The following is a 16,658-nucleotide window of genomic DNA, read 5'->3' as shown; positions in this document are numbered from 1 at the left end:
GCTAAAACTCAAACTGATAGAGCAAATCGAGAGCCTGGTCTACGCCAGACACCGCTTCCATATATAGCTTAGGCATCAGACGGTAACGTAGAGTCAACGTCGCCAGGGAGTCAAAGATACCGACTCCATATTTTACCTGCAGACCTGGCAGTACATAGCCGCTGACTACGACCTGGGAGGAGTCACCTACCCCCTGGGTATCCAACGCCAAATTGCTTACGCCAAACGTCTCGCCGATTTTACCCACAACCTGACCACTTTGTGCAACCCCCAGGCCAACAAGCATTGATGTCATCGCTGCTCCGTCACCCTGATCGCTGCTCAATCCCTGGCCACGCAGCAGGTAAGACAGCGCTTCTTGCTGCGACATGGCCGGGTCAGAGAAGATTTCTGCCTTCGGCTGATCGGCAGAACCGGTTACCCGCACCCCGGCTATGACATCATCTTCCGTCGCATCCGGGTTACGAATCGCTTCGATGTTCAGCAACGGCTGATCCGGCGGCCCGGAGAACAGCAGCTCGCCTTTACGCACGATCAAGTCCTGGCCGTAGGCGTGGAAGCGCCCTTCCGGAATATTGATCTGCCCGTTCAGGCCCAGACCTTGTTTATCCTGAGCGACTTTCAGATCGCCGGTCAAGCGCGCTTTCAAGCCAAAGGCATCCAGGCGTACGTTGTTGCCAACATGAATCGTCAGATTGCTGTTGATCGGGATCCCGGCGCTCTGCGGCTTAATCGGCTGCAGATCGTTATTCAGCATCACTTCGTCCGAAGAGACCCCAACAGCGCTTTCCGGCACCTCGTTGACGACGATACGCGCCCACGGTACATCCACGCTGCCATCCAGACTAAACAAGCTTGGCGTGGCGGTAAAGACCACGTCAGGCGACACGTCGAGGCGCACCATCGGCGGCACGGTAATGCGGACCCGGCTGCCCTTCGCCGCAATCTGCGCTCGCCAGTTGTCAATCTGGGTCCAGTCAGCATTCCCGCTCAGGCTAATCTGGCCCTGTCTGGTATTCACGGTGCCCTGCAGCGTGGAGCTGGTGCCGTTGAAGTTCATCGCCAGCTGGCTCGGCTGCATATCAAACGGCATAAAGTTACCGTCGACATCGATACCGCCCAGCTGCATCTGACCGAACAGCTGCGGGCTTTGCAGGTTACCACCAAGGCGCAGGTGCGCGTTAAGCTTACCTTCCGCTTTCTCTCCCCGGGAGAAGATCGGGTTAATCATCGCCAGCGAGAAGTTGTTGATGTTCACATTCCCGCCGAGGTTACGCCGCCCCTGCGGATCGCTGATCTGGACCTGGCCATCCAGCTGACCGTTGTTGGTCAGGCGAATCAGCCAGCCGAGCTCGGCGCGGTTGTTATGCAGGTCGGCGGTGAGGTTCAGGGTATCAAAGGCCACCGGCAGCGGCGCGTCGTTGACCACCTGCGTCACTTTTACGTTGCGGCCGTTGAGCGTTATCTTGCCCTGCGGCAGCCCCTCTTTGGTGGTGTCCCAGCTGACATCGGCATTGCCGCTAAACACGCCGCTGGCCTGGGTCGCCTCCGGCATAAACGGCTTCAGCATCGCCAGGTCAAAGCGGTTCAGATTAACAACCGCCCGCCCGCTGGCTCCCGCGTCGATGGTTTGCGGTACGCACAGCTCGGCATTCGGGTTGCTCCAGCAGTGCGGCCCGATACTGATTTTTTGCTCAAGGTTGCGATAATCCAGCGCGATGTTACGCGTCAGCGAAACCGGCCCGACCGGGGTCTGGAAGCGGGTATTACTCAGCGTCCCCTTCCAGCGCTCCGCTTTGCGGTCGAAACTTCCCGCCAGCGACAGCTGCCCGGAAACCGGCTCACCCTGGACTTTCAGCTGCAGGTCATGTTGCTTCTCGTTACCTTTGGCGTTCAGCTGCACCAGGCTGATATTGACTCCTGGCTGGCTGATACGGTCCACCCGCACATCCAGATTGCCGCCAATCTGGTCGCTGGACTTCACATCGCCTTTCACATTGACCTGCGCTATCGTCAGCTCCTGCCAGCGCAGCGCACGGGCGGTGATATCCGCCAGCAGCTGCGGCGCGTCGACGGTACCGCGAACTTTCAGCAGCCCTTTCGCCGTGCCGCCAAGGCCCGGCAGCGCATTATCCAGATTCGGTGCATCAATGGTGGCGTCGAGGTCCAGCTCTTTGACCCCCAGCTCGCCCTTCACGTCGGCGCTGTTCTTACCGAGCGCCAGATGCAGACCGGGGATTTTCCACTGCATGTAGCTGTTGCCCTGCAGGGAACCGCTGACATCGACCTTATTCTGCTTCACGTTACCGGTGATTTTCAGCTCCGGAACCGACATCTGCCAGCTACCGCCGTACAGGCTGCCCTGGGTTTTGATCATCCCGTTCAGTTTTGACGGCCAGTCCGGCACCTCTTTGGCGGTGTTAATGCCGTCAAGCTTCAGCTCGCCGCGCCAGCTGATCGCCTGCTGCCAGTCCAGCAGCGCTTTCAGCTCGGTTTTCCCTTCCAGCGCCGCCACCGTCAGCTTATCGAGGTTCAGCTGCTGTTCGTTCCCTTTGGCGTTGAGGGTGATCTTCGCCGGCGGCAGCGATTGTCCCTTCACCGCGGTGCTGAACGCCATGGTGTAGTCGGTCATCTTGCCGTTAAATTTCAGCAGGACGTCGTCGGCCTGGAACTGCTTCTCGCCGCTAAACGGCCAGTACAGCTGCTTGCTCTTCAGCTCCATATTCAGCGGCAGCCCGGCTTCCGCCAGCTGTGCGTCGGCACGCAGCGTCATGGCGACAGAGCCGGCTAAATCCACGGCTACGTCCAGCTTTTTACGCACCTCGCCGCCGACTTTCAGCTTCACCTTCTCGCCTTTCAGCGGGTCGATGTTCAGCGTGCTGTCGAGGGTGATATCGACCGGCCAGTTATCCTGCAGCTGCGCGCTGCCCGAGGCGTTGACTTTGCCCTGATCGGAGTCGATATCCAGCGCGTCCAGCTTCATGTGCCCGTCGATGCTGCTGACTTTCAGCAGCAGGCTGTAGACGGTCATGTCGGTATCGCCGGTGACCCGCAGCTGCTCGCCGCGGAACTCCTGAATATTAAGGTTCAGCGGCAGATGTACGTCGGTCATTTCCGGCAGCACCGGCTTCGAGAAGAGATCTTTCATCGTCTCGCCGAGCGGTTTTTCTTCCGGTTTAGGGTTTTCAATCTTCGGTTCAACCACCTGCTCCTGCGCCACTTTCGCCACCTTCGGCAGCGCAATCAGCAGTCCCTGTAACGAGGTCGGGGTCAGGGTCAGGTTCTTCTCCTGCCAGTTCAGGCCGGTGGAGAAGTCCCGCACCGACACGGCAGTGTTATCAATTTTGACGTTAACGTTTTGCAGCGCAATGCGGCTCAGGGTGATGGGATACGGCGTCGAGAGATTCAGCGGCCCCGTGTCTTCTTCTTCCACCGGCGCAGCAGGTGGCATTTTGCTGGTATCGATCGCCACATAGATATCGCGCAGCGACAGGTCATTCACACACAGGCTGCTATCCCACAGGCACCGGACCTTGACCGCCAGATGGAACTGCCCGGCGGTGACCGCCACGCCCGGTTGTTCAAAGCGTACGTTTTGCAGCGTCAAATCACGCCAGCCGCCGGTGACCTTGCCGATCTCCAGGCCAGGAACCCAGCGGTCCGCCGCCTTCAGCACCAGATGCAACCCGCTGGTCGTCCCCACCAGGAACGCCACCGTCCCCAGCAGCAGGACCACAAAGATCAGTACTCCGAGGCTTATCTTCTTCCATAAACTCATAATTCAGGCCCCAGACCGATGTAAAACTGTAAACCGTGCTCTTCTTTGTCGCCGACCGGCGCGGCAATATCCAGCTTGATCGGGCCAACCGGCGACTGCCAGCGCACGCCGACGCCGGCGCCGGTTTTAAAATCACTCTTACGGATATCGCTCACCGCTTCGCCGCTGTCGACGAACACGGCGCCCCACCATTTTCCGCTGACGTTGTATTGATACTCCAGCGAGCCGGTGGCCAGCTTGGAAGCACCGATTAACTTGCCATCGTCATCTTTTGGCGAGATCGATTTGTATTTGTAGCCGCGGATGCTGCGATCGCCCCCGGCGAAGAAGCGCAGGTCCGGCGGGACTTTGTTGAAATCATCGGCTTCAATCCAGCCGAGGTTGCCACGCACCACAAAACGGTGGCGGTCGTAGAGCGTACGGATCCACACATCCTGCGCCTGCGCGACGATGAAGTTAATATCCGAGCCCCACATGGTGTTGGAGTAATCCACCGAATAGCGCTGAGAGTCGCCCCAGGTCGGCATCAGGCCGCCGCGCGAGCGGGTACGGTTTACCGACACCCCAGGATAGATCAGCATCGTGGTGTTGGTGACGTTGGCCTGGGTAAAGTGGTCGAGGCTCCAGCGCAGGTTGATGGCGCGCTGCCAGCCGCTGGAGAGCTCCCAGTAACGCGATACCGCCAGCGTTGAGGAGTCAGCTTTGGTGTCGTTGAGGTCCGTGCGCTTAAAGCCGCCCTGCATCAGGTAATACTGTTCAAGCGGGTTTTTTAACAGAGGGACTTTGTAGCTAAAATCGAGCTGCTGTTCCGGTGCGGAGAGGCTGAGGCTGGAGGTCAGGCTATGGCCGTAGGAGTTCATCCATGGCTTTTTCCAGGTCGCTTTGATCCGCGGCCCGACGTCCGTCGAATAACCGACCCCGGTTTCAACGGTGTTCTCTTTGCGCGGCGAGACCACGCCGTGCAACGGCAGCACTTTGGTCTTACGTGATTTATCAAACTCCGGCGCCACCACCACCGAGCTGAACCAGCCGGTAGCCGCCAGACGGCGGTTTAGCTCCGCCAGATCTTCAGAGGTGTAGTAATCCCCTTCCTTGAAGGGCACCAGGTTTTGCAGATATTCATCGCGAATTTGCGACCCGCTGAACGTCACGTCGCCAAAACGATAGCGCTCGCCGCTGTTGTAGTCGATATCCCAGAACGCCTGGTGACGACCGAGCGCGATGCCAAGCTGGCTTTTATTGAATTCGCTGTCGAAGTAGCCTTTACGCAGCGCAACGCGGGTCAGGGAGCTTTTGAAACCGTCATAATCGCCCTGGTTAAGCACGGTGCCAATCGCCGGACGCGTTTTTAGCAAATCCAGATAGTCACGGTCAGTACGCGCTCCGCCGCGCAGAATCACCTCCGTGCCGCCAATGCGCACGGGTTCACCGGGTGTGACCTTCGCAATCAGCACCTGCCGGCCACTTTTCGGTGGCGGACGGAGATCGAAGTCGATGGTTGGTTCGTAGTAGCCCAGGGCTTTCAACCCTTCGCGAATCGCATCATCCACGCGCGCGCGGAATCGACGATCCGGCGTAACTTCATCGCTCTGGATCGTAGAAAGTTGAGCTCGGACGTTTTTTTCCAGCTCTCCGGACAACCCCTCAACCTGCAAACGCACGCTCGCGGCGCTAGCGACCCCGCTGACCAGCAAAAGGCTGGTGACACATAACTGGCGGATTTGTAGCACGTTTTCTCCTGAATTCCCTTGTTTCCCCCCGCAGGAAACGAAAGCGCCGTTCCACGGCTTAACAAAACCCCAACAACTTAGGGTTGAAAAAGTGACGCGAACCCAAATAATTCTTATATATAAATCTAGACGTATCGAGCGCGTTTATTGTGTAAAAAGACACGCTTCGTTACAACCTTAACCACAACTTATGTTTTTGAGAGGCCAACCGTGAGTCTATTTGATAAAACGCATCTTGTCGCCCAGGCGGATGCGCTGCCAGGACGCAACACGCCCATGCCGGTGGCAACACTCCACGCCGTTAATGGCCACTCGATGACCAATGTCCCTGACGGGATGGACGTTGCGCTGTTCGCGATGGGCTGTTTCTGGGGCGTTGAACGCTTGTTCTGGCAGCAGCCAGGCGTTTACAGCACCGCCGCAGGCTATACCGGCGGCTACACGCCGAATCCAACCTATCGTGAAGTCTGTTCGGGTGACACCGGCCATGCCGAAGCGGTACGTATCGTTTACGATCCGCAGGTCATCAGCTACGCGCAGCTGTTGCAGGTGTTCTGGGAAAATCACGACCCGGCGCAAGGGATGCAGCAGGGTAACGACCATGGCACCCAGTACCGCTCGGCGATCTATACGCTGACTCCGGAGCAGGATCAGGCGGCCAGGGCCAGTCTGGCCAGCTTCCAGGCGGCGATGCGCGACGCCAACGATACTCGTACCATCACCACCGAAATTGCCTCAGCGAAGCCGTTTTACTATGCCGAGGATGACCACCAGCAGTACCTGCACAAAAATCCGTACGGCTACTGCGGCCTTGGCGGGATTGGCGTTTGTCTGCCTCCGCAGGCCTGAAACGGTGAATCGCTAAGGTGAGTAATTAACGCTCTGGCGGCTTTACAGTAGCTTACGCTATACTACCCTGTGTTATAGCCGGTCCAGCGCCTTCGGACCGGTTTTTTATGTATGCCACATTAGCGTTATCAACTTCCCTTCCGAGGATCTGGCCCCAACGGCTAGATAAACTATGTTAAACAGTATTTTAGTAATACTTTGTCTGATTGCCGTCAGTGCATTTTTTTCGATATCGGAAATCTCACTGGCCGCCTCACGTAAAATCAAACTCAAACTGCTGGCCGATGATGGCAATGTGAACGCGCAGCGCGTTCTCAAAATGCAGGAAAACCCTGGGATGTTTTTCACCGTCGTGCAAATTGGCCTGAACGCGGTGGCCATTCTCGGCGGTATCGTCGGCGATGCAGCATTTTCACCGGCTTTCAACAGCCTGTTAAGCCGCTACATGTCGCCGGAACTGTCCGATCAGCTCAGCTTTATTATCTCCTTTACTCTGGTCACCAGCCTGTTCATCCTGTTTGCTGACCTGACTCCGAAACGCATCGGTATGATTGCGCCAGAAGCGGTAGCTTTGCGCATCATCAACCCGATGCGCTTCTGCCTGATGGTGTTCCGCCCGCTGGTGTGGATGTTCAACGGCATGGCCAACAATATCTTCCGCCTGTTTAAAATACCGATGGTGCGCAAGGACGATATTACTTCCGACGATATTTACGCGGTGGTCGAAGCCGGCGCGCTGGCCGGCGTGCTGCGTAAGCAGGAGCATGAACTGATTGAGAACGTGTTCGAGCTGGAATCCCGTACCGTTCCGTCCTCCATGACCTCGCGCGAAAATATTATCTGGTTCGATCTGCACGAAGATGAGCAGAGCCTGAAGAGCAAGGTGGCGGAACATCCGCACTCCAAGTTTCTGGTCTGTAACGAAGATATCGACCATATCATCGGCTACGTTGACTCAAAAGACCTGCTCAACCGCGTGCTGGCAAACCAGAGCCTGGTGCTGACCGGCGGCGTGCAGATCCGCAATACGCTGATTGTTCCGGATACCCTGACGCTGTCAGAGGCGCTGGAAAGCTTTAAAACGGCGGGTGAAGACTTCGCGGTGATCATGAACGAGTACGCGTTAGTGGTGGGGATTATCACCCTGAATGACGTCATGACCACCCTGATGGGCGATCTGGTCGGCCAGGGGCTGGAAGAGCAGATTGTCGCGCGCGACGAGAACTCATGGCTGATTGACGGCGGCACGCCGATCGATGACGTGATGCGCGTACTGGATATCGACGAGTTCCCGCAGTCCGGTAATTATGAAACCATCGGCGGCTTTATGATGTATATGCTGCGCAAGATCCCAAAACGCACCGATGCGGTGAAGTTCTCCGGCTATAAGTTCGAGGTGGTGGATATCGACAACTACCGAATCGACCAGCTGCTGGTGACGCGGATCGACAACAAACCGACGGTGCTGGTCCCGAAGCAGACCGAATCCACGGATAGCGAAAAAGAACCCGCATAACCCCCATCCCCAACACCAAAGGCAGAGACTCTCTCTGCCTTTTTTATTTGCCGAATGTGAAGCGGCTCACGCCACTCAACCGATAGCAGATTTTTACTACTCCATAGCGAAACGTTCATGACTCCCCTTTACGCAAAAAGGTAACTTTGCTCGCGTCTCTACAATCATATTCCGGTTCTCAGGAAACGAGGGTTACCATGATAGAAGCAAATAAAAATTACTATATCAGCTGTCTGTTCTTTCTCTTTTTCTTTATTGGCTGGGGATGCTGTTATCCCTATTTATCATTATGGCTGACAGAAACCATCGGCATCAATTACACCGACGTCGGTCTCGTATATTCCTTTACCGCTATTATTGCCGTTTGCGTCCAGCCGTTATTTGGGTTTGTTTCCGATAAATTAGTCTATCGGAAGAACCTGATGTGGATGCTGGCTATTATTATTACCTTGTTCGCCCCTTACTGGATTTACGTCTTCGCGCCATTATTAAAAGTTAACGTCTTTCTCGGAGCACTGGCTGGCGGTATCTATATCGGTATGGCCTACGGTGCCGGCTGCGGCATTTGCGAAGCCTATATTGATAAGGTCAGTCGCGCCTCAGGCTTTGAATTTGGCCGTGCCAGGATGTTTGGTGGCATTGGCGCCGCTATCGGCACCTTTGCCGCCGGTAAGCTCTACGGTATCGATCAGAATATGATTTTCTGGCTGGCGAGCGGCGCCGGGGTGTGCCTGCTGGTGATTGTCTGGAAAATGCAGATCAGCCCCCGTGCACAAGGCGCAATGTCATCAGGAAAAGCCACGCCGGTTACCCTGCAGGACGCCACCTCGTTGCTGAAGATGAAGAAGTTCTGGTTCTTCGCCATCTACATGATTGGGGTCGGTGCGGTGTATGAAACCTACGACCAGCAGTTCGCTATCTATTACAGCCACTTCTTTGAGAGTAAAGCACGCGGTGCGGAAGTCTTTGGCTATTTAACCACCGGGCAGATTTTCCTTGATGCGGTGGTGATGTTTTTTGCACCGTGGTTTGTCAATAAAATTGGCCCGAAAAACGCCCTGCTGTATTGCGGGATGATCATGAGCCTGCGCATCATTGGTTCGGCCTGGGCCGTTGGCCCGGTCTCCATCAGTCTGATTAAACTGCTCCACGGCTTTGAAAGTTCGGTATTACTGGTTGCCGCATTAAAATATATCACCGCCAACTTCAACCCACTGCTTTCCGCCACGGTTTATTTAATCGGATTCCAGTTTTCGAAAAGCTTTAGTTCTATTTTTCTTTCCACCGGTATCGGCCATATGTACCAGAGCATGGGGTTTACCAGCAGCTATATCGTACTGGGCAGCATTGCCCTGTGCTTCACCCTTATCTCGGCCATTACGCTGAACAACGCGCGCATTTTTGCTCCGCAACCACCGGCGCCCGCTCATTAATTCAAGGAGGTAACCTGCATGTCGACATTATTTTATGGCGTGGCCTATTACGACGAATATATGCCGGAGGATCGTCTGGCGAAAGATATCGCCTTAATGCGTGAAACGGGGATTAACGTCGTGCGCATTGCCGAGTCCACCTGGAGCACCCTGGAGCCTCAGGAAGGTGTTTACAACTTCTACCATATCGACCGGGTGCTGGACGCGATGCACCAGGCCGGCATTGCGGTGATTATCGGCACGCCCACCTATGCGGTCCCGGCGTGGCTGGCGGCTAAACATCCGGACATTATGGTTACCACCGTCGAGGGGCAGCAGAAATATGGCCCGCGGCAAATTATGGATATCGTCAACCCAACCTTCCGACGCTATGCCGAAAACATTATCCGTACCCTGATGGCGCATGTTCAGCATCACCCGGCGATTATCGGCTGGCAGCTGGATAACGAAACCAAGCATTACGATAATATCGGCCGCCATATGCAGGAAGGGTTCGTACGCAGCCTGCAGGAACAGTACCCGGACCTCGACCAGTTGAATCACGATTTTGGCCTGAACTACTGGAGCAACCGTATCGACAGCTGGCAGGATTTCCCGCCGGTTGAGAACACCATTAACGCCAGCCTCGCCTGCGCATTCTCGCGTTATCAGCGTCAGCAGGTGACGGAGTACCTGGCCTGGCAGGCGGAGATCGTGCGCGAGTATGCGCAGCCGCAGCAGTTTGTCACCCATAACTTCGATTTTGAATGGCGGGGCTACTCTTATGGCGTTCAGCCGCGGGTCGATCACTTCGCCGCCGCGCAGGCGCTGGATATTGCCGGGGTCGATATCTATCACCCCAGCCAGCAACACCTCACCGGGCGGGAAATCGCCTTTGGCGGCGCCATCACCCGTTCGCTGAAGCAAGGGCAGAATTACTTCGTACTGGAGACGCAGGCACAGGGATTTGCCCAGTGGACGCCGTTCCCGGGCCAGCTCCGGCTGCAGGCCTTCAGCCATATTGCCTCCGGCGCAACCATGGTCTCCTACTGGCACTGGCATTCGATCCACAATTCGTTTGAGACCTACTGGAAGGGCTTGTTAAGCCACGATTTTTCACGTAACCCTACCTGGCAGGAAGCCACTACTATCGGCGCTGACTTTGCCCGTCTGGCCCCGCAGTTGGCCGACCTGCGGGCAGAAAACGACGTCGCCCTGCTGGTCAGCAACGACGCGATGGACGCGCTGAATCAGTTCCGGCCCGGTGATGCCCAGGGCAATGTCTATAACGATATTTTCCGCCGCTTCCATGATGCGCTGTACGACGATAACGTTAGTCTCGACATCATCCACGATGTCAACGAGGAGACCTCGCGCTACCGCACGTTGATTATTCCTGGTCTTTACGCTGCCGATGATGGCCTGTTAAACCGTATCAATCGCTATATTGCCCAGGGCGGTAGAGCGTTGATTGGCTTTAAATCAGGCTTTAGCGATGAAAACGTCAAGGTGCGTCACAGCACGCAGCCGGGGATTTTGCACCAGGCCTGCGGCGTCAGCTACAGCCAGTTCACCCTCTCGGAAGAGACCACCGTGGCGTCGTGCTGCGCGCAGCTTGATTGCAGCGAGAATAATCAGGCAGAACTGTGGATGGAGCTGCTGACCCCGGAGGCCAACACCCGCACCCTGCTGCGCTATCAGCACCCCGCGTGGGGCGAGTATGCCGCCGCCACTGATGCGGACTATGGTCAGGGCCGCGCCATCTACGTGGGCTTCCTGCCGCACAAGAGGCTCATCAGCCAGCTGTTTGATTTACTCACCGCCGACCAGACGCTGCGTTCGCGTACGTCGGCATACCGCTATCCGCTGGTGGTCAGAAAGATGCGCAATCGCGACGGCAACATCGTGAATTTTCTGTTCAACTACTCTGCCGACCCGCTGGATGTCATCAGCGAGACCGCCGGGGAAAATGTCCTGAGCGGCGAGAGCGTTCACGTCGGCCAGCCGTTGCGTCTCAAGGCCTGGGAATTTAGTATCATCGAAAGTTAAACGCATCGCGGCGCTCAGACGAGGAAACAATGGAACTGGATATCAATGAGCTATTGAATTTCTCGCCGTTGATGAAGACCTTTACCTTCAACGCCTGGGTTGTCGCGGGCTTTACGCCCATCACTCGCGGTTCAACGCTGGATTACTACATTAACCGCCCGCAGGGGATGAAAGGCTACATTATTAATTTCACCCTGCGTGGCCAGGCCCGCGCCAAAGCCGGTGACGGCTCCCTGCTGTGTCGCGAGAACGATATGCTGCTCTTTCCGCCCGGCGTTCCGCATCATTACGGGCGGGATGAACACAGCGATCACTGGGACCATCTGTGGATCTACTTTATCCCTCGCCCCTACTGGATAGACTGGCTGAAATGGGATCAGACGACCCATAATATTGGCAAAACCACGATTACCGACCCCGAACAACAGCAAAATCTGCACGATCTGTTCTATGAGGTCATTCGCCACCATTCTGCTAGCGCCCCGCTGTCGGAAGCGTTGGCCATGAATGCGCTGGAACGCCTGATCCTCAACTGTTTTCAGCTTCAGCCCATCAGCAATCGCCACGCTCACGACCCGAGGATTAACGCCGTCTGTGCATATCTCAACGAGCACATTGCTCAGGAAGTAAAAATTGAGACCCTGGCAGCGATGGTCTTCATCTCGCCGTCAAGGCTGGCCCACTTGTTCAAAAATGAACTCGGGCAGACGGTGTACGCCTGGCGCGAGGCGCAGCGCATCAACCGGGCAAAATGGCTGATTCAGAGTACTTCGCTGCCGTTAAACAAAATTGCGCTGTCGGTCGGCTACGCTGACCCGGTCTATTTCACCCGGATTTTCCGCAAACATAACGGCATTCCGCCGGGCGAATACCGTAAACGTTATGCGATGATGAAGGACTAGAAACATCAACGGCTCCCGTGGGGAGCCGTCTTTTTTTACCGCATAGCTACATCGTTCTTCAGGTTACGCCATCTCGGTCTGCAAACGCAGGACCTGACGATTAACCTCAGACATCACAGACAAATGCTGCTTGTCCTTGACCTTCGGGATAAGGATTTTTCCCTTATCAAACTCAAAAGCGCCAACATCCTTGATGTATAACCGTCCGCGGAACAGGATCTTCACGTACTTCGCCACTTGCAGCGGATTGTAGCGTTGGAAAATTTTCATTGTTGTCTCCTGCCAGGGTTACGCTCTTGTGGTGCCACACTTAGCCCACGATTCTGGAGCGCAAATTTAATGCCCTAAAACTATAGTTCAGAACCTTTGTAATACCCAGCATGCATAAGTTTATTTACCTTTTGATGACAATAATTAAGAACTATCGTTTCAAACATACGTAGAAATGAGTATAAGTGGCCGATTTTCTTCGAATATGTGCGTTAACACGCAAACTGGCCTTCTGATTGCGTGTCACACCGGTAAATCGCACTTATGCTTAAAGCCAGACCAAGTGGTCGGATCACCTGCATACAATAAGGACCCATCATGACCCTACGTACATTTCTGGCGGCTTCCTGCCTCCTGTTCCCGCTGATAGCATCAGCGCATAACTTTGTTGATGGCCAGCGCGTCGCGCCGGTTGGCATAGCCGACCGGGGAGAATTAATGCTGGATAATGATAAGTTTAGCTACAAAAACTGGAATAGCTCGCAGCTGGCAGGAAAAGTTCGCGTGGTGCAACACATCGCCGGGCGCACCTCGGCAAAAGAGAAAAACGCCACATTGATCGAGGCGATCAAGGCGGCGAAATTCCCGCACGATCGCTACCAGACCACCACCATCGTCAATACCGATGATGCCATCCCAGGCTCCGGTATGTTCGTGCGCAGCAGCATTGAGAGCAACAAACAGCTCTACCCCTGGTCGCAGTTTATTGTCGACAGCAACGGCCTGGCCCGCAAAGCCTGGCAGCTGCAGGAAGAGAGTTCAGCCATTGTCGTGCTGGATAGCGAGGGCCGCGTGCAGTGGGCCAAAGATGGCGCACTCACCCAGGAGGAAGTGCAGCAGGTGGTCGCGCTGCTGCACAAACTGCTTAGTAAATAGAGACCCGGAAGCCGGGGTTGAGGAACGACTCACGCGGCGTGTAGTCCAGAGTACGCCCTTGCCAGTCGTGAACGTGCGCCCCGGCAGCAACCGCAACCGCATGACCAGCCGCGGTATCCCAGGTGCTGGTCGGCCCGAAGCGCGGATAAAGCTGGGCCTGACCCTCCGCCACCAGGCAAAACTTCAGGGATGAGCCGATGGACGTGGTTTGATGTTCGCCGAGCTGCTCCAGATACTCCTGCAGTTCCGGGTCGTTGCCGTGAGAGCGGCTGATGACCACCAGCGGCGGTCGGCCATCACGCACCTGAATTTGCTTGCGCCGGCCGCACTCATCTTTCCAGGCCTTGCCGTTTTCCGCGCAGTACAGCACCTTCATCACCGGGGCATAGACCACGCCAAGCACCGGTTTACCGTTCTCAATCAGCGCAATATTGACGGTGAACTCACCGTTACGTTTGATAAATTCTTTGGTGCCATCCAGCGGATCCACCAGCCAGTAACGCTGCCAGTGTTGGCGGATGTCCCAGCCGGGCGGGTCTTCCTCAGACAGCACCGGGATGTCCGGCGTCAACGCCAGCAGGCCGCTCATAATCACGCTGTGAGCCGCGAGATCCGCCGCGGTAACCGGAGAATCATCTTTCTTGCTGGCTACGTCCATCGGTTGCTTCCCATCATAGACATCCATGATGGCATCACCTGCACGCCGTGCAAGCTCACATACTTGTTCTAACATTCTCCACCTCGTCTGGTTACAGTGGCGTTAACTCGTTGTTTTAGTTATATCGCATCGGTGCGAGTTCCGCTATCTGTGATAGTAATGGCGGTTTCATCGTGCAAATTTCGGCATGATTCACACTTCTGTAAGCAACAGAATGTACATACATTTTCTACTGTGCCATTGCTCATGAAAAGGATGCCTCTGATGATGAAGTTTAGCGTAACGTTACTGGCCACGCTGGTCGCGGCCAGCGTGAACGCCGCCACCGTCGATCTGCGGATCATGGAAACCACCGATCTGCACAGCAATATGATGGATTTCGATTATTACAAAGACGCCGCCACCGAAAAGTTTGGTCTGGTTCGCACCGCCACGCTTATCGAAAAAGCCCGCCAGGAGGTCAAAAACAGCGTGCTGGTCGATAACGGCGACGTTATTCAGGGAAGCCCGCTGGGCGACTATATGGCGGCAAAAGGGCTCAACAAAGGCGATGTTCATCCGGTCTATAAGGCGATGAATACCCTGGATTACACAGTGGGCAACCTCGGCAATCACGAATTCAACTATGGCCTCGATTTCCTGCACAAGGCGCTGGCCGGGGCGACGTTCCCCTACGTGAACGCCAACGTTATCGATAGCAAAACCGGCCAGCCGATGTTCACGCCGTACCTGATCAAAGAGACCCAGGTTCAGGACAGCGATGGCAAAACCCAGACGCTACGCATCGGCTATATCGGCTTTGTGCCGCCGCAAATTATGACCTGGGATAAAGCTAATCTCAGCGGTAAAGTCAGCGTCAACGACATCACCGAAACCGCGCGGAAATACGTGCCGGAAATGCGTGAAAAAGGCGCCGATGTGGTGGTGGTCATTGCCCACTCCGGGCTCTCCGCCGATCCGTACCAGGCGATGGCGGAAAACTCGGTGTACTACTTAAGCCAGGTGCCCGGCGTGGATGCCATTATGTTCGGCCACGCGCATGCGGTATTCCCGGGGAAAGATTTCGCCAGCATTAAGGGCGCGGATATCGAAAAAGGCACGCTGAACGGCATTCCCGCCGTGATGCCCGGCATGTGGGGCGACCACCTGGGCATCGTCGATTTGGTGCTGAATAACGATGCTGGCCACTGGCAGGTCGCGCAGGCCAAAGCTGAAGCGCGCCCGATCTATGACGCGGTGGCGAAGAAATCGCTGGCGGCAGAAGACGCGAAGCTGGTGCAGGTGCTCAAAGCCGATCACGATGCAACCCGTGAGTTCGTCAGCAAACCCATCGGCCAGTCTGCCGATAACATGTACAGCTACCTGGCGCTGGTGCAGGATGACCCCACCGTGCAGGTGGTAAACATGGCGCAGAAGGCCTATGTCGAACACTATATTCAGGGCGATCCGGATCTGGCGAAACTGCCGGTGCTCTCCGCCGCCGCGCCGTTTAAAGTTGGCGGTCGTAAGAACGACCCGGCCAGCTTCGTCGAAGTCGAAAAGGGCCAGCTCACCTTCCGTAACGCCGCCGACCTGTACCTTTATCCCAATACGCTGGTGGTAATGAAAGTCAGCGGCAAAGAGGTCAAAGAGTGGCTGGAATGTTCCGCCGGACAGTTCAATCGCATCGACCTGACCAGCAGCAAACCGCAGTCATTAATCAACTGGGACGGTTTCCGCACCTATAACTTTGATGTGATTGACGGTGTGAACTACCAGATTGATGTCAGCCAGCCGGCGCGCTACGACGGCGAATGCCAGATGGTTAACCCGCAGGCGGAACGCATTAAGGATCTAACTTTTAACGGTAAACCTGTCGACCCGACCGCCACCTTCCTCGTCGCCACCAATAACTATCGCGCCTACGGCGGCAAGTTTGCCGGTACCGGCGATAGCCATATTGCGTTTGCTTCCCCTGACGAAAACCGCTCGGTACTGGCGGCATGGATCGGCGCCGAATCGAAAAAATCCGGTGCTATTCACCCGTCCGCCGATAATAACTGGCGCCTGGCGCCGCTTCACGGCACGGTGCCGTTGGATATTCGCTTTGAGACCTCGCCGGGTGAGAAAGCGGCGGCGTTCATCAAAGAAAAAGCACAGTATCCGATGCACCAGGTTGCCACCGACGATATCGGCTTTGCCATTTACCAGCTGGATCTGGGTCAGTCGAAGCCTTAAACCTCAGCCACCTGCTCGTGGTTCGCCAGAACCGCGGGCAGGTTCAGCTCGATCCAGTCGGCCAGCGCCGCCACTTTCTCGCTTACCTGCTCGCCAAGCGGGGTCAGGCTATACTCGACGTGTGGCGGCACCACCGGTCTGGAGAGCCGATTGATAAAGCCATCCTGCTCCAGCGCCTGCAGCGATTGCGCCAGCATTTTTTCACTCACGCCGCCCATCTTACGACGCAGCTCGCTAAAACGATGGGTACCGCCGCGTAACGCCACCAGAATTAAGACTCCCCAGCGGCTGGTCACATGTTTAAGCACGTCGCGTGACGGGCACTGCTCGGCAAACAGGTTACCGTCGCGCAGCTGTTCACTCAGAGTGGGATTCACGTTCTTCATACTTACCTTTTTGTA

12 protein-coding genes are annotated in these 16,658 nt (G+C 55.9%); 7 read left to right on the top strand and 5 right to left on the bottom strand.

Features of this window, described 5'->3' with window-relative positions; genetic code table 11:
• Window position 1: 1 nt before the first annotated feature.
• Window positions 2–3,778 (bottom strand): autotransporter assembly complex protein TamB, encoded by a 3,777-nt coding sequence (gene tamB, locus EDF82_RS23505; protein WP_123757878.1) that lies wholly within the window; start codon window positions 3,776–3,778, stop codon window positions 2–4.
• Window positions 3,775–5,508 (bottom strand): autotransporter assembly complex protein TamA, encoded by a 1,734-nt coding sequence (tamA, locus tag EDF82_RS23500; protein ID WP_123757877.1) that lies wholly within the window; start codon window positions 5,506–5,508, stop codon window positions 3,775–3,777. The genes tamB and tamA overlap by 4 nt, the downstream gene beginning before the upstream one ends.
• Before the next feature lie 210 nt (window positions 5,509–5,718).
• Here tamA and msrA point away from each other — a divergent pair, with 210 nt between their 5' ends.
• From msrA to araC, 5 genes are all read left to right on the top strand, one after another.
• Window positions 5,719–6,357, top strand: a complete 639-nt coding sequence (gene msrA / locus EDF82_RS23495; protein WP_123757876.1) for a peptide-methionine (S)-S-oxide reductase MsrA — start codon at window positions 5,719–5,721, stop codon at window positions 6,355–6,357.
• A gap of 172 nt (window positions 6,358–6,529) precedes the next feature.
• Window positions 6,530–7,873, top strand: a complete 1,344-nt coding sequence (locus EDF82_RS23490) for a hemolysin family protein (RefSeq protein WP_123757875.1) — start codon at window positions 6,530–6,532, stop codon at window positions 7,871–7,873.
• 197 nt (window positions 7,874–8,070) lie between these two features.
• Window positions 8,071–9,306 (top strand): oligosaccharide MFS transporter, encoded by a 1,236-nt coding sequence (locus tag EDF82_RS23485; protein ID WP_123757874.1) that lies wholly within the window; start codon window positions 8,071–8,073, stop codon window positions 9,304–9,306.
• Between the two features lie 18 nt (window positions 9,307–9,324).
• Window positions 9,325–11,334: a beta-galactosidase gene (locus tag EDF82_RS23480; protein ID WP_123757873.1), complete on the top strand. Its 2,010-nt coding sequence runs from the start codon at window positions 9,325–9,327 to the stop codon at window positions 11,332–11,334.
• 29 nt (window positions 11,335–11,363) lie between these two features.
• Entirely contained in the window at window positions 11,364–12,236 is an 873-nt protein-coding gene (gene araC / locus EDF82_RS23475) for an arabinose operon transcriptional regulator AraC (RefSeq protein WP_123757872.1), read from the top strand.
• A gap of 63 nt (window positions 12,237–12,299) precedes the next feature.
• On the opposite strand, the gene EDF82_RS23470 is transcribed toward araC, so the two are convergent.
• Window positions 12,300–12,506, bottom strand: a complete 207-nt coding sequence (locus EDF82_RS23470) for a DUF1107 domain-containing protein (protein ID WP_004857160.1) — start codon at window positions 12,504–12,506, stop codon at window positions 12,300–12,302.
• Window positions 12,507–12,824: 318 nt separating this feature from the next.
• Between EDF82_RS23470 and EDF82_RS23465 the strand changes: the two genes are divergently transcribed.
• Complete coding sequence (locus EDF82_RS23465; protein WP_123757871.1) at window positions 12,825–13,382, top strand: YtfJ family protein; 558 nt, start codon at window positions 12,825–12,827, stop codon at window positions 13,380–13,382.
• Here the strand turns inward: EDF82_RS23465 and cysQ are convergent.
• On the bottom strand, window positions 13,372–14,115 hold the full coding sequence (cysQ, locus tag EDF82_RS23460; RefSeq protein WP_123757870.1) for a 3'(2'),5'-bisphosphate nucleotidase CysQ: 744 nt from the start codon (window positions 14,113–14,115) through the stop codon (window positions 13,372–13,374). The two genes, EDF82_RS23465 and cysQ, sit on opposite strands and share 11 nt — an antisense overlap.
• A 189-nt stretch (window positions 14,116–14,304) precedes the next feature.
• Here cysQ and EDF82_RS23455 point away from each other — a divergent pair, with 189 nt between their 5' ends.
• Entirely contained in the window at window positions 14,305–16,257 is a 1,953-nt protein-coding gene (locus tag EDF82_RS23455) for a bifunctional 2',3'-cyclic-nucleotide 2'-phosphodiesterase/3'-nucleotidase (protein WP_123757869.1), read from the top strand.
• On the opposite strand, the gene EDF82_RS23450 is transcribed toward EDF82_RS23455, so the two are convergent.
• Window positions 16,254–16,643 carry a helix-turn-helix domain-containing protein gene (locus EDF82_RS23450; RefSeq protein ID WP_123757868.1) on the bottom strand — a complete coding sequence of 130 codons (390 nt, stop codon included), beginning with the start codon at window positions 16,641–16,643 and terminating at the stop codon, window positions 16,254–16,256. The two genes, EDF82_RS23455 and EDF82_RS23450, sit on opposite strands and share 4 nt — an antisense overlap.
• Window positions 16,644–16,658 lie beyond the last annotated feature (15 nt).

Source organism: Klebsiella sp. BIGb0399 (assembly GCF_003752615.1).
Taxonomy (GTDB): domain Bacteria; phylum Pseudomonadota; class Gammaproteobacteria; order Enterobacterales; family Enterobacteriaceae; genus Klebsiella; species Klebsiella lignicola.
This window is presented reverse-complemented; position numbering and strand designations above follow the sequence as displayed.

Bases quoted from the DNA above. Each gene is read 5' to 3' on its own strand.
- tamB (WP_123757878.1), bottom strand. From the start codon at position 3,778: ATGAGTTTATGGAAGAAGATAAGCCTCGGAGTACTGATCTTTGTGGTC.
- EDF82_RS23490 (WP_123757875.1), top strand. From the start codon at position 6,530: ATGTTAAACAGTATTTTAGTAATACTTTGTCTGATTGCCGTCAGTGCA.
- EDF82_RS23485 (WP_123757874.1), top strand. From the start codon at position 8,071: ATGATAGAAGCAAATAAAAATTACTATATCAGCTGTCTGTTCTTTCTC.
- EDF82_RS23480 (WP_123757873.1), top strand. From the start codon at position 9,325: ATGTCGACATTATTTTATGGCGTGGCCTATTACGACGAATATATGCCG.
- araC (WP_123757872.1), top strand. From the start codon at position 11,364: ATGGAACTGGATATCAATGAGCTATTGAATTTCTCGCCGTTGATGAAG.
- EDF82_RS23470 (WP_004857160.1), bottom strand. From the start codon at position 12,506: ATGAAAATTTTCCAACGCTACAATCCGCTGCAAGTGGCGAAGTACGTG.
- EDF82_RS23465 (WP_123757871.1), top strand. From the start codon at position 12,825: ATGACCCTACGTACATTTCTGGCGGCTTCCTGCCTCCTGTTCCCGCTG.
- cysQ (WP_123757870.1), bottom strand. From the start codon at position 14,115: ATGTTAGAACAAGTATGTGAGCTTGCACGGCGTGCAGGTGATGCCATC.
- EDF82_RS23455 (WP_123757869.1), top strand. From the start codon at position 14,305: ATGATGAAGTTTAGCGTAACGTTACTGGCCACGCTGGTCGCGGCCAGC.
- EDF82_RS23450 (WP_123757868.1), bottom strand. From the start codon at position 16,643: ATGAAGAACGTGAATCCCACTCTGAGTGAACAGCTGCGCGACGGTAAC.